General features: G+C 53.0%; 14 protein-coding genes. 4 read left to right on the top strand and 10 right to left on the bottom strand.

What is annotated here, in order from left to right; genetic code table 11:
• Positions 1-12: 12 nt before the first annotated feature.
• The 8 genes from LX24_RS13830 to LX24_RS13865 all read right to left on the bottom strand — a co-directional run bounded on the left by LX24_RS13830 (position 13) and on the right by LX24_RS13865 (position 9,121).
• The gene (locus tag LX24_RS13830; RefSeq protein ID WP_166512733.1) at positions 13-2,862 is read right to left on the bottom strand and encodes a DUF1156 domain-containing protein; all 2,850 of its coding nucleotides are present in this window, start codon (positions 2,860-2,862) and stop codon (positions 13-15) included.
• Positions 2,859-6,377: a helicase-related protein gene (locus LX24_RS13835; protein WP_243131760.1), complete on the bottom strand. Its 3,519-nt coding sequence runs from the start codon at positions 6,375-6,377 to the stop codon at positions 2,859-2,861. Before LX24_RS13835 ends, LX24_RS13830 begins: the two co-directional genes overlap by 4 nt.
• A gap of 403 nt (positions 6,378-6,780) precedes the next feature.
• Positions 6,781-7,452, bottom strand: coding sequence for a D-Ala-D-Ala carboxypeptidase family metallohydrolase (locus tag LX24_RS15215; RefSeq protein WP_166512734.1), 672 nt, complete (start codon positions 7,450-7,452; stop codon positions 6,781-6,783).
• Positions 7,453-7,675: 223 nt separating this feature from the next.
• Complete coding sequence (locus LX24_RS13845) at positions 7,676-7,864, bottom strand: YvrJ family protein (protein WP_166512735.1); 189 nt, start codon at positions 7,862-7,864, stop codon at positions 7,676-7,678.
• A 16-nt stretch (positions 7,865-7,880) separates the two neighbouring features.
• Positions 7,881-8,099: a DUF2922 domain-containing protein gene (locus LX24_RS13850; RefSeq protein WP_166512736.1), complete on the bottom strand. Its 219-nt coding sequence runs from the start codon at positions 8,097-8,099 to the stop codon at positions 7,881-7,883.
• 187 nt (positions 8,100-8,286) lie between these two features.
• On the bottom strand, positions 8,287-8,514 hold the full coding sequence (locus LX24_RS13855) for a DUF1659 domain-containing protein (RefSeq protein WP_166512737.1): 228 nt from the start codon (positions 8,512-8,514) through the stop codon (positions 8,287-8,289).
• An 86-nt stretch (positions 8,515-8,600) separates the two neighbouring features.
• Positions 8,601-8,825, bottom strand: coding sequence for a DUF2922 domain-containing protein (locus tag LX24_RS13860; protein ID WP_077715287.1), 225 nt, complete (start codon positions 8,823-8,825; stop codon positions 8,601-8,603).
• Positions 8,826-8,893: 68 nt separating this feature from the next.
• Entirely contained in the window at positions 8,894-9,121 is a 228-nt protein-coding gene (locus tag LX24_RS13865; RefSeq protein ID WP_166512738.1) for a DUF1659 domain-containing protein, read from the bottom strand.
• A 291-nt stretch (positions 9,122-9,412) separates the two neighbouring features.
• Between LX24_RS13865 and LX24_RS13870 the strand changes: the two genes are divergently transcribed.
• Together LX24_RS13870 and LX24_RS13875 are read left to right on the top strand one after the other, a co-directional pair.
• Positions 9,413-9,616: a LexA family protein gene (locus LX24_RS13870; RefSeq protein WP_166512739.1), complete on the top strand. Its 204-nt coding sequence runs from the start codon at positions 9,413-9,415 to the stop codon at positions 9,614-9,616.
• Positions 9,609-9,749, top strand: coding sequence for a hypothetical protein (locus LX24_RS13875; protein WP_166512740.1), 141 nt, complete (start codon positions 9,609-9,611; stop codon positions 9,747-9,749). Before LX24_RS13870 ends, LX24_RS13875 begins: the two co-directional genes overlap by 8 nt.
• Before the next feature lie 362 nt (positions 9,750-10,111).
• Here the strand turns inward: LX24_RS13875 and LX24_RS13880 are convergent, their stop codons facing one another.
• Both LX24_RS13880 and LX24_RS13885 read right to left on the bottom strand, forming a co-directional pair.
• Positions 10,112-10,600, bottom strand: a complete 489-nt coding sequence (locus LX24_RS13880) for a hypothetical protein (protein WP_166512741.1) — start codon at positions 10,598-10,600, stop codon at positions 10,112-10,114.
• Positions 10,601-11,308 carry a DUF3800 domain-containing protein gene (locus LX24_RS13885; RefSeq protein WP_243131761.1) on the bottom strand — a complete coding sequence of 236 codons (708 nt, stop codon included), beginning with the start codon at positions 11,306-11,308 and terminating at the stop codon, positions 10,601-10,603.
• A gap of 608 nt (positions 11,309-11,916) precedes the next feature.
• Here LX24_RS13885 and LX24_RS15080 point away from each other — a divergent pair.
• Positions 11,917-12,078 (top strand): SWIM zinc finger family protein, encoded by a 162-nt coding sequence (locus LX24_RS15080; protein WP_243131763.1) that lies wholly within the window; start codon positions 11,917-11,919, stop codon positions 12,076-12,078.
• A gap of 84 nt (positions 12,079-12,162) precedes the next feature.
• Entirely contained in the window at positions 12,163-12,321 is a 159-nt protein-coding gene (locus LX24_RS14850) for a hypothetical protein (RefSeq protein ID WP_207706622.1), read from the top strand.
• The last annotated feature ends 734 nt before the right edge of the window (positions 12,322-13,055 follow it).

Raw genomic sequence — 13,055 nt, forward strand, 5'->3', positions numbered from 1 at the left:
TAATCACCCACTTTAAAATAATGATCCCTGTTGTGGTTCATCAGGTAAATGTGCCGCCAGTTCCAACAACCTGGGCCAGGCAACCACCAACCCGTTATAAGCCAATGCTTCGCCGGCCCAGCCTTTGCGCTCGCAGATGCTGAATAAACGGTAAGAGAGATCCCTGGCCGCTTCGGCCATTGGGCCCAGCTTTTTCAATAGACGGGCGGCTGCTTCTTCGCCGGACTTTTCAAGGGCTAAAATCATATATTGTACCGCTTCCCAGACTGTGGGCCGGTTATCGGCAGCGGGGTCCCAATCGCCCGGGTACTCGGCTCTGGATATAAGTTTTACTTTACCGCCTTTAGCTTGTAAAATGCCCGCCAGCACCAACCCGCTTACACTGGTGTTTTTGGCTTTGGAAAGCGTTTCGGCATCGCCAAAGGGGCCTTCTTGCATACCAAATTGTTCAAACCAGGCCAGCGCCCAGCGGGTATCGGAGTCATATTCCCCTTCCTGCTCGGCCAGGTATTCGTCCAGCACCTGGTTAATCAGGGACAGGGCTGTGCGCACCGTCATGGGGGAGCCGTCGGCCTCCAGCACTTGGCTGTATGAGGAAAACACCGCCATGCCCGGCCCGATGGCCGCCTGGGCCAGGTCCACCGGGGCGATGTTGCTTTTTTGCAGGCTTTTTAGCGCCCCTGGCAGGTGTTTTTTTAATGCCGAAAGCAACTCCCGCCGGGTGGTTACGGGCGATTCCTCCGGGCGGGGGCGGCAAACCAATACGATGGAAGAAGCCAGGGCATTGGAACCCACTGATAATGTCCTGCCGGATCGTTCAGTGCGCATGGGCCAAGTGCCGGTAATTTGAAAACCGGACTTTACAAGGCCGGTAAGCATGGTCTCCCAGCCGGTGGAAGCCACCACCCGGCCGCCGTTTTCCGCGGCACCGTTATCATTTTCAGCCTGTTTAAAGGCATAGTAAACGGTCACCGGATAATTTGGTTCGGCCTTTTGACACATCTGCTGAAAAGTCTTTTGCAAACCCCGCTCAAAATGTTCCTTAGCCTTATCCTTACTCCCCCCGAAGCGGTAGGGAGTGGCCACCAGTTCTTCATTTTTAGGGGTGAGCATAGTTCGGAATAGTTCCGGGTATATATCTTTCAAATTGTGTCTGAGCCAAATGTAAAAGAAATCCGCCAGGTCTGCGTATCCTATATTGTCGTAATACGGCGGGTCGGTGGAAAACAGCGCGTGTCTTGTATCGCCCAAAAAAGATGTGGCGTCCGCCTGTTGCGCGCTTCCTTCGTCTCCCGCCGGGGCATTGGCCACCGCTTCCACCACCCAGTTGACACAGGCCACCCAGTTGCCGGTGGAATCGCTGAAGGGATTTCCTTCCGCGTAATCCCAATTCATGGGGATGGCTTGCCGGGCAAAAGTGTTTCTGATATTATCACGACTTACATTCCAGGTACATATGGATGACCAGTAATCCGCGCCTTTATCTATTGCCAGAGACAAATAAACAGCCACCGCTTCGGCATAAGCTTTTGCACCCGTGCCCCCCTTGCTTAAAGGTACGTTATCGCAAGCCAACCCTGCGGTCAGGGCATCCTGCTCAATAACATCACGGATTTTGTTTATCAACTCACTAAAGGTGGTTAGTGCAACCAGTTGGCGGGGGGTGAATAAATCAGCAAAAGTATTAATCCCGTAATTCGGTGTTTTGAAGTCGCGTGGATTATGAGGCAAAGCAGCTTCTGGTCGCCATTTCGGTTTATCTTTTGAAGCAATAGCAACCTGTAGCCTTGTTGGTGAAAGATACACCCTGCCATGTTGCCCTTCCGCTACCACCGCCATTAGCTGTGCCTGCATGCGCCCGGCTCGCCCTTCGGCCCGGACGTGGTCAAAAGCTACCGGCGTATCGCAGCACAGGCATACGGCACCCCGGCGGTTAACCGTCCCGTCCAGTGCCTTTCCCTTCCCCGCCCTGACCTCAAAACTAACTTTCGGCGGGCTGATCGTTTTATCCACCACCGGATCCACCCAAGTTTCTTTGCCCTTTTTCTTAGATAGCCAAAAACTTCTAACCAAAGGCATTTGCGCACCGCAGGCCGGGTTGGGGCACTTCACTGTGCGCGCCCACAGCCAGGCAATGACACTGGCTTCCCCGCCTCCGTATGCCGGGGGCAGTTGCACCTTGGGATATAAGTGACCAATCTTTTCATAGGCCATATCCCGCACCAGCCGCCCGTAATAACGAATGTCCTCGGCCAGACCGGCTGCGCCCCGCCAGTTTTCGGTGCCGCCGATTTGCCGCCGTGACTCGGGGTTAACCGGCGGCAAATTGGCAAACCGGGGGGGTAGCTCAATTAAAGCTTTGTTGATTAAAACCGCCACCGGGTTTAAATCGCCGGCGTAGGCTTTTAAACCCAGCCGCTGGGCCTCCAGGGGGATGCTGCCGCCTCCGGCAAAGGGGTCCATTACCGGGGGTGCGTGTTCCGCCAAAAAGGCATTGACTTTTTCCGGTGCCCTACCGGCCGGCAGCTCCACCCCTTTCTGCCGGGCGACACTCCGGGCGATTTCCAGCCGGGCAGCGTTTAAGACATCTTCATTATTAGTGTTCTCCCATTTTACCAATTCTTCAATCAGATCAAACAACCGCCGGCGTTCTTTTTCCGCGGCCTCTCCCGCCAAATATTCACCGGGGTCGTCCACCAGGCTGGCAAAAAGCACCGCCCGGCAGGCCGCCAAAGGGCGCCTGGCCCACCACAAATGCAATGTTGAAGGGTGTCCGTGGCGAATGGACTTTTCCCGGGCGCTTTCCTTGTTAATGGCCTCCAGCGGTAAAGCAACTTCAATCAACTTTTTTCTGTAGGTCATGCCAAACGCTCTCCCCTGCTTAATAGTTCATTGAGATCATAATTAACACTGGTGACGGCAAAGTCAGGTTGTTGATTAAATGGTTGAGTAATATAAACCACCCCGGCAACCTGGTTGTTTTCCACCGTAACCACGGCCAGGATAAAGTCCTCGGGTTTATTTAAAGCCGTGAGTATTTCGTTTTTGGTGACCGTGACCGTTCTGGCCCCGGCCACCCGGCCCTTTACCTCAATAAACCGGAGCTTTCCGGTGCCCGGTATTTTACTTTCAATATCGTAGCCGCATTTTTCCGCGGCCACGTCCCGCGGTTCGTAGCCCAGTTTTATTTCCTGCTCCATCACCGCCTGCATGGCCAGTTGTTCAACAACCCTTGTTTCCCTGGCGAAAAGGCCCGGTTCCGGTGCTGTCTCGCCTTTTAATGAGGCCAGCAGTCCGGCAGGTATGACCAGGGCGCCGCCGGTTACCACCGGCGGGAGCGGGGCGAGTTGTTTTTCCTGCTCCAGTTCCTTAAGCCTTTGGGTAAGACGGGCCTGTAGTTCATCGGCCCGGCGGCGGGCGTTGGCGGAATTGAGCCGGGCGTTTACTTTACCGGCCTGTTCCTGGGACAACAATTCTTCCGCCCGGTGGTCCCAGTAGGCAATTTCCTTGGTTAACCTGTCTTTTACCGCCATGATTGTTTTGTTGACCAGTTCTTCTTTGCGCTGTTTTACTTCCGCTAAATGGTTGGGCACCATGTGCCCGATGGCATAGTTAATGGACGCATTTTCCAAGGTGTCCCGCAACCAGTTGTTTAAGTCCAGGGATTGGATTAAAGGGACCTCATGGGTCGTTATTGGCCGGTAATCCAGGTATGGGGCGTAACCGGCATGGTGGGCCTGGTTCTGGCGATCAATTTCTACAAATTGCATTTGCCGCGATACCACCCGCCTGCCGCCCGCAGCAATCCGCCCGTCCACAACACTATGTTCAAGGTAAATCAGCGCCCGGGGTTCGGTGCCCGGGTCCTTCTCATCTATGAAAACGGTACCCTGTTTGAACAAACCCCGGTATTGCTCTTCAATAATGTCTACCACGCTATCCAACAATGGATGACCGGGGCAGATGAATTCCGCCGGCGGTTTGCTGCGTAAATGGATCAAGCCTTTTTCAAAGCATACCCGCTCATATCTTGTCAGTACGGGCACGCCGGTACCAATTTGCCGGTCACGCTGGCGAATGATGGCCGGGACATGGGTAATTTCATACCTGCGAGGTTCCCGTTCCCTTATTCTACCCCCAAGGAGTTTAAAAGCTTCCAGGAAGAAAGCGGCGATAAAGTGCGGCTGCAGCCTGCGGGCCTGGGCCCGTTCCATTTCTTCTTTAACCGCCAGCACCTGGCTGATATCCATGCTTTCCCGGGCTAAAGCCCTTTCTTCCAGTAACCTGGCCACCTGTTCCCGGTCCAATGCACTTTCAACAGCCTGTTCCAAACTGGCGCGCACTTCAGGTTTTTCGCCGTAGCGGATGGCATCCATCAGCAATTGGCGCAACCGGGTGCCCTGGAACACTTTCCCCAGTACGTCAAACACGGCGCCGCCCAAAGATTCCCGGATGTTTTCCAGCTTGGACAGCAAGCGGATGAAAACATCGCCCTCTCTGGTTTCTTCGGCCACCAGGTTCCATAAATGACATACTTCGGTTTGACCAATCCGGTGAATACGGCCGAATCTTTGCTCCAAACGGTTGGGATTCCACGGTATATCATAGTTTACCATCAAGTGGGCCCGCTGCAGGTTGATACCTTCGCCGGCGGCATCGGTGGCAATTAAGATGTGCACATTTTTATCCTGGTTGAAGCGCTCCTGGGCTTTTTTGCGGTCTTCGCGGCCCATACTGCCATGAATCGTTACTACCCCGTCTTCCCGGCCCCAGAGGGTGGTGATGCGCTGCTGCAAGTATTTTAGAGTGTCCTTTTGTTCGGTGAAGATTACCAGTTTGCGCCGGTGACCGCCCTGATCAAAGATCTGGTCCAGCGCTTTGGCGGAACCACGCCCGTGTAAAAGGCCGGATAATTCCTCCCATTTTTTATCACTGCCGCTTTGACGGAGCTCTTTGGCCATGCGTTCAAGCTTTTTTAAAGTGAGTATTTCTGCTTCCAGTTCTTCAATAGTGCGGGCTGCGGTAGCCTGATCGACAATTTGTTCTTCCATTTCCTCATCTTCGTAGCCCGGAAAATCTTCAATATCCTCTATCTCGTCGGCGGAGAGGATAACATCCCTTGAATAATTAACCATAGCCGACGCGCCACGCTTATTTATTTTTTCATCCCGCAAACGCTTTTCCAGTCTTTCCCTGCGCCGGCACAGGGATTGGTAAATTGCTTCCGGTGAAGATGCCAGCCTGCGCTGCAATATGGTGAGGGCAAAGCCCACCGTGCCTTTACGGCCTTCGTTTTCCAGGGCATCGGCCCGGTCCCATTCTTCACGCACATATTTTGTAACCGCCCGGTAAAGGGCCGCCTCCTGGTCGGATAATTGATATGTAACGGTGTAGGCCCTGCGTTCAGGAAATAACGGGGTGCCGTCAAATTTAAGCAACTGCTCTTTAACCATGCGTCGCATTAAGTCCGATGTGTCCACCATATGCACGCCGTCGCGGAATTTGCCCTCAAACCGGTCCCCGTCCAAAAGGGCCATGAACAACTGGAAATCCTCTTCTTTACCGTTGTGGGGGGTTGCCGTCATCAGTAGAAAATGGCGGGTCAGCGCGGAAAGAAGCTTACCTAACCGGTAGCGCTTGGTGGCTTTGACTTCGCCGCCAAAAAAGGAGGCGCTCATTTTGTGTGCTTCGTCTACAATGATCAAGTCCCAGTCGGTTTGTTTTAATTTTTCCTGCACCTCCTCGTTACGGCTCAGGTGGTCCAGGCGGCATAAAACAAGATTTTTCTCTTGAAAGGGATTTCCACTGGGGCTTTCCTGGAAGGCTTGCCTGGAAATTATTGCAAAGGTTAACTGAAAGCGGCGTGATAATTCGTCCTGCCATTGTTCAACCAGCCCGCCGGGTGCGCAAATAAGGCAGCGTTTTAAATCGCCACGGATAATCAGCTCCCGGATCAGTAAGCCGGCCATGATGGTTTTACCGGCCCCGGGGTCATCTGCAAGTAGGTAACGCAGGGGTTGTCGGGGTAGCATTTCACCATAAACGGCGGTAATTTGATGGGGCAGGGGTTCTACTTCGGATGTATGTATGGCCAGCATGGGATCAAAAAGGTGAGCCAACTTGATGCGGTGGGCTTCGGAAACCAGCCTGAACTTGGCTCCGTCGGCATCCAGTTGCCATGTTTGCCCTGGAGAAACGAGTTCCAGGGCAGGTTCCCTGTCCCGGTACAGCAGTTCCTGACCGGTCTGGCCGTGGTTATCTTTGTAAGTGATTTCGACTGCCGCAGTACCATACCAGGTAACATCAATTATGGTAACTGCAGTATCAGGTAAGATCCCTTTTACCATTGTACCTCTGGCCAGGTCTTCTAAACGCAATTCAACAGTCACCTCTCTATTGGGAACAGCATGTTGCCATATTTGTTAGACTTTGTAGATTCTTGTATGGTTATTAATTCTAATTAAATGTCAGAAATTCCTGTAAAAATGACCTGTTGATTAAAATTAAACTTAATGTTAACAAGAAAATAGACCTCTATCTATTTTCATATTTGGTTGTGCCTATCAGACATGGGAGGTTAATATGCAATTTGCCAATACTTTAAGGTAGATAAAGATAGTAACTGCCGGTTAGGAAACTAACAAGGTTGATAGCTTAGCTTACATGAATCAAAAGACAGCAGTTTGTCACGGAAGGAAAAAAAATTACAGGCCTTGAGCCTGTCGTCTGTACCGAGAGCGAGCGCATCTACACCCTCTATGATAAAAAACTTGTTCTAATTTACCCGCTCCACCTGGCCCGCCCGTTCGGCCTTACATCCACATGAGTAAACCCCGGGTAACGCCCCACGCCCGGGTAGCCTAATGCTTCTGCTGCGTCCGCTACTTTATCCGGCGGAAGGTAAGCAAACCCACCGCGTTCAGTTATATACTCCATCAACCACCCGGAAGAGGTTCCCGGTGCTTCGTTTTTAGCCGCCGCTGCGTCGTGCGGAGCGGCAGCGGCCACGATAATATCCGCCGCGTTGCCGTAGAGGTGCTGGCTCATCCGGGCGCCGCCCACGGCCCGGTTGTGTGCCGGGCAGCGATACCCGGAAGTAACAATTACCGGCCGGCCGCCCAGGCGGGCACGCAACGCCTCAAGCATGTGCACCAGGCGTATGTTCACCCGTACCATGCCGCAGCAGCGGCAGGCGAATTCTGCTTCCGCAAAGTGCGGGCTCAGCCGGCGGCCGGGCTGCGGCCGGTGGGGCAGCAGCAGCGCCAGGGCCTGCAGGGTGAGCGGGCCGGCGATGCCGTCCGCCGCCAGGCCGCAGTACCGCTGCAGCCGTGCTACCGCGCCGCGGGTGAGCGGGCCGTAAACCCCGTCCACCGGGCCGGGGTCAAACCTGGCTGCGGCCAGCTGCCGCTGCAGTTCACGTACTTGTTCGCCTTTATCACCTGTTACCGGCATGTCCAATCACTCCTTCGGCCGGGCACCGTTTTACAAGAACCAGCCACACTGTATAATTTCAGCACCTTTGAAAAACTGCACTATACCCCCGCTTTATCCCGCGCTGCCGGTGCCGGCAAACGGCTGCCCCTGAATTTGACTGCATACAAGCCATTCCACAACAAGGCGCATCTATCTCACCCGGTCAATGAATTGCCTTGCAGGCATGGGATACAGTGCAGTTTCAGCTCCCGCCATCGACGATCTGCCGCATTTTGTCCACGTCTATGTCCGACTGCCGGGCCACCACCAGCGTCAGCAGGGTGATGGATTTCTGCAGTTCCTTGATCAGCGGCTCCAGCCGCACCAGCAGGTAGCCGGCCACCACCATCGGGAAGCCGTAGTTGGCCGCCAGTTTCATATACTCTTCCATAAAAGGATCACCTTCCTTAACTCACGTTGTACCAGGTGTAGGACCGTTCGATAACCCGCGCTTGCACTTTGGCCACCAGATCCCCGCCCGGGCTGGTGAAAATATTCTGGGCGATGATGGTGTCCATCACTGCCTCTACCTCGCCCGGGGTAATATCCGGGCGGGGGTCAATAACGCTGATGGTCACCAGCTGGCCGGCCTGGTTGCGGAACAACATTTCCAAATACTTCGCCATTTAATTACACCTCCCGCTCGTCGCCGCAAACACCGGCGCGCACGAGCTTCCCCAAATTGGGGGTATATCCTCTAAAAATTTCATCGGACTCCAAACTTTATTGGGGATATGATAAAGACCCATTCAATCGGGACATTCCTCCGAACTCAAAGCTACGACCCCAAAGAGGAAGTGTGTCCCCTTCCCTCTATCCCGCTTCCAGCCGCAGGTCGTCCTGCCGGGTAATTTCCACCAGCGGGTGCACCTGCAGCCCGGCGATGGCTTCGGCCACGGCGTACACCGCATCGTGGGTTGCTTCGGGCTTGACCCGGGTGTAACGCCTGAGCTTGACCACCGGGTCTCCCGTGCCCGGGTCGGTGCCGGTTTGCACTTTCAATACCAGGTCGCTGTCGTATTTGGTGGCGTCTACCGCCATAGTCGCTCACTTCCCCTTCATAACAATAAAGGCGGGGCTGTATTCCCCACCTTGTACCTGCCGGAAACCCCGTGTTTGGTTTTGCTTTACGCTTCATAAATAACGTTGACGGTCCGGTCGATGATTTGCGCGCTGTCCTTGGCCACCAGGTCGCCGCCGCTGGTGGAGAAAATATTTTTGGCGATTATCTGGTCCATTGCCGCGGTAACCTCGGCCTCGGTGAGGTCGTCCCTGGGATTGTCCAGCGAAATGGTCACCCGGGTGCCCGCCTGGGTCACAAAACGCATCTGCAGGGTTTGGGTAGTTTCCATTATCTAAACCTCCTTTCGCGGGCGGTTAAACTCTTGTTTTTGTCTTGTCAATTAAGCCGCCTGAAATATTAAACGATTTCTTCCAGCCTGGCGCTGTCGATGCGCAGCACATCCGCGAGGATGCTTTCCTGCAGGCCGGCCAGGGTTTGGGCCACATCAAAAACATCCTGGTCCAGGGCCTCGGGTTTGACGTTGGTCAGGCTCTTATTGCGAAAAACCGGGTCGCCGTTGCCATCCACGCCAGTCTGTAACTGCAGCCGCAAAGTAGTGCCGGTGGGTATTTTATCAACTGCCATTCGTTGCTCCTCCTTTCATTCACCGGTGGCGCCTTCGCCTGCCGGTTGATTTGCAACCGGCGGCGGGAGTGGCCGGACCCCCGCCGCCGAAATACAAAAAGGCCGGAATTTCCGGCCAATTTCACCTTAGCACAGGTTGTTACACTGATCAACTGTTTTTGGTATTTTTGTGTATTCGCCGGCAAAAGTAAGGCAAACTTACCAGGCCTTGCTGTGGGGTGCCGGTTTAACGGTACTTGAAAAAGGAACACCTGTTTGGTAAAATGGATAAAAATGTTTGGAGGTGTAATTATGGTGGATGATGCCCGGATAATCGATGCCATAGAAGAGTTAAGCGGCAAAGGTTACCCGCCCACATTCAGGGAGTTGATGCAGGAAGTCGGCCTGCGTTCCCCATCCACAATTAAGTGCCGTTTGGAAAAGCTGCGCCGGGCCGGCCGGGTGGACTGGCAGCCCCAGCAGCCGCGCACGCTGCGGGTGGTGCGCCGTGTATAAGCTATACCGGGAACCGGTGGAAGCCCGGGAGGACGGCAGCGGCGGCCCGGCCGCGTTCTGCTGGCGCGGCCGGTGGCACGAGGTGGAGTCGGTGGCCCTGGTAAGGCCCGGTTTTTTGATAGATACCCCATAGACAAGTGCATAATAATTAAAAAGAGTAAAAACTAAAAAAAATATGCTGCGCTAAAGTTAATATTTTTTAGGACCCAAACCCTGTTTTAACAGTTTCAAGCTACCGCGACCTTCTTCCCAGATAATAAAAGGGACATGGCCAAAGGTAACATAAAATCATAAATGAGCATAATATAATACAAATTTTTTGGGAAAAAATAAATTTGAAGAAGGATTTTAATCATAGCCATAGAATATTGAATTGATTTGCATAAAAATTTTAGTTGACATGTGTTTTGTCTATTGTTAGACTCAAGTCAAATAAAGATTTTAGCTCATCTACCATGTGTAGAAGGAGTAACGACGCCGCTGTCAAAGGCGGCGTCAGTCTTTTATTGATTCTTCGTACTCTTTTCTTAACTTTGCCCGGGTATGGTCGTACTTAATACAATAGGCAGTCCAAAGTATATAATATTCTTTCCTTTTGGCAAGCACTACCAAATAATCAAATTCTTCGAACCAGAGTAATACACGTTTTTCTCTTTTTCTTCTATTTTCCCATATTTTAATTCTAGAATCATTATAATTTTCTATTATAGCTCGAGGCCAGAGGATTCGCTCGCAGCGTCTTAAGTCTGGTAACCTCTCCTGCTGCGACTTATCGTCAGAGGAAACAACATGCCAGAAAGTGTATACTTTTCCACCTTCCTCAGGATGCCTTTTATAATTAACTGGTTTGTTATCATACATGGGTTTATCTGTTATAAAATCTCTTTCAAAGCATGAGTAAACTGCTTCAACGTATCTCTTCCAATCACCACCATAATGCTCTAATCTTATTAACTCTGGCAACCACTCGGGTTTGTTGACCATCTACCCCACCTCCGATGCTTGCCAATGAAAAAGGTTAAACTTATTTTCTCGGAGTAGGGTGCTCTTGGTTAAACTATATCCCGAAAGTTCCTTAACCCTATCAACAAGCAGAGTCTTAGCCATACTATTTTTTAGGCCGCGATTTTCATAACCAACCACACCTATTAATAAATCGGCAAGCTGTATAAGCTCAATTTCTTCTGACCTTACTGTCTGTACCCTTTCAATTATTTGCCTACTAAAGTCATACATGTTGTTACATAGGACATCATGTAGTTTTTTTACTTTATTTGAGCTACGCGTATCTTTAATATCTAGGTAGATACGATATTTATCGTAGGGATTAAGTATGACTTTTAACATTGTAAAATAGACTTTGTAATACCACGTATCATGGTCTTGATTATAATAATCATGCCTTAACTTGGTTTTATCGTCGACAATCAATGCTCTAAAATGCAGGTTATTCTCAGAAAAAAACATTGAAATTAGTTCCAAATAAAAGTCTATTTTTCCCGGAGAAACTTTAGTCCATTTAATCTCAAAGTCGTAACTTATATTGTGTTTTATTTTAATCGAACGTATGCGTTTATTTAAGGAATTAACACTATCTTTCGGACACCAGATGGCACCTAACACCATGACTTTTTGGTGGTCGTTTTCTAAATGGCAACTTTCATCGCAATATACGTTATATATCGTTTCCAAGATAAAATATCCCCCAACTGATATTTTTATGAAATATTCTACTCCTTAGGAGAACATAATTCAAATATCTAATAATAGTATTTTCACACCAACCTTTATAATCTAAAGATTAGCATTGAAAAAGAAGCCACACATCACCAGGCCCAGCTTTGGTCGGGCTTTCGGGTCGGGCCTGGTCATGTGTGGCTTTTATTGTACCGTGCATGCCCGGGCACCGGGGTCTGCGTGCATGTCGGCCAGAGTGCCGGCAAAGCCGCTTTGGGGTCGCAGCTTTCAGGTCCGGCTTTGCCGGCACACTGGCCAGCTCACGGGTCCTTTCAACCCCCAACCCCCCAACCCCCCGCCCCCATTCATGGGGGCCGGGGGGCTTTTAACGCTGCGCCAGTGGATCCCGCTTCCTCCCGCTCTTTCCATTATACCGGCACCGGCGGCGGGGGTTGGAAGAAAAACGGGAGGTTGTGAGGGATGTTGAGAAGGCTGTTGGGTAAGGTTGACGACGGGCGGTTCGGCCGCGCGCTGGCGGGCATTCAGGTCGGCTGGCAGTGGGATTGCAAGGAGCGGAAGGCGGGGTACGTTGAGGGGTACGTGAAGCATGGCAGCAAGCAGTCATCGAGCGCCGGGGCCGCGGCGGCACGGCACGGTGCAGCTGCGAGGATGCGGTCAAGCGAGGGGTGCTGTGCAAGCATATTGCTTTCGCTGCCATGTCAGAGCTGGGGTTGGCAGCGGCTGCGCGTAGCGCGCACAGGCACTTGCAGGTGCTGGGGCGTTGAGGCGCCCCTTTTTTGGTCGCGCCGGTATCCTGCTCCCCGGGCACCGGACGCAGCTGCGCCCCTTTACACTGATGCCGTTGCCGGTTGGGCGCAGCTGCAGCCCCAATTCGGCTGCAAACTGCCGGGCTGCTGCACGGCTGGGTAGCGCACACCGGGCTGCTTTCCCCGGGCACACTACGGCCCGGTCCGCTTATGAGCCGGGCTTCGCGGGTCACGGCCCGGGCCGTAGTGTGCCTGGCCTGAGCAGTAGCGCTCACCTGACCTACTTACGGCACGGCGCACATCGGAGCGGGGACTATAAACAGCGGAAAATCTACCGCCCCGCTCCGAAGTGCGCCTTACATGTGTGCCATAACCACGGGTATGGCGGCCGGCAAACTCCCTGCTGCCGGGCAAAGTGCGTCCGGCTTTTGGGGTTATTCTCCCGGGTCAACGCCGGCCGCACCTTGCCCGGGCAAAACCCGGGTGGCAGGCGTTTTGTGCATGTCGGACGCACACCGGGCCGACTTTGGGGTCAACCTCAAGGGTCCGGCCCGGAGTGCGGCTAGCTATGGGGTCACGGCTCACGGGCTATCCTCTGGGGTCCTTAAAAGGAAGCCACAGGCCTTACTTACGCAACGCCTGTGGCCTTATTGTACCGTGCATGCCCGGGCACCCGGGGTCTGCGTGCATGTCGGCCAGAGTGCCGGCAAAGCCGCTTTGGGGTCGCAAGCTTTCGGGTCCGGCTTTGCCGGCACACTGGCCAGCTCTGGGGTCTTTGCATGTATTCCTTTGGGGTCCTCAATCGGAACGGTAAGGTCATGCGCAAAAAGCGCGCATAACCTTACCTCATCTACCAGGCCGCCGGCTTCGCCCGCGGCCTTCTACTCGCGATGGTGGCACCGTCCCGCACACCCGCCCCGCGTATAGGTTAGTGTACGCGCATGGGCTTGTGCCACCGGGCGGGCGGCGTTGCCACCCCGGGGACGGGGGCCGCT

It is taken from the genome of Desulfallas thermosapovorans DSM 6562 (assembly GCF_008124625.1).
Classification (GTDB): domain Bacteria; phylum Bacillota; class Desulfotomaculia; order Desulfotomaculales; family Desulfallaceae; genus Sporotomaculum; species Sporotomaculum thermosapovorans.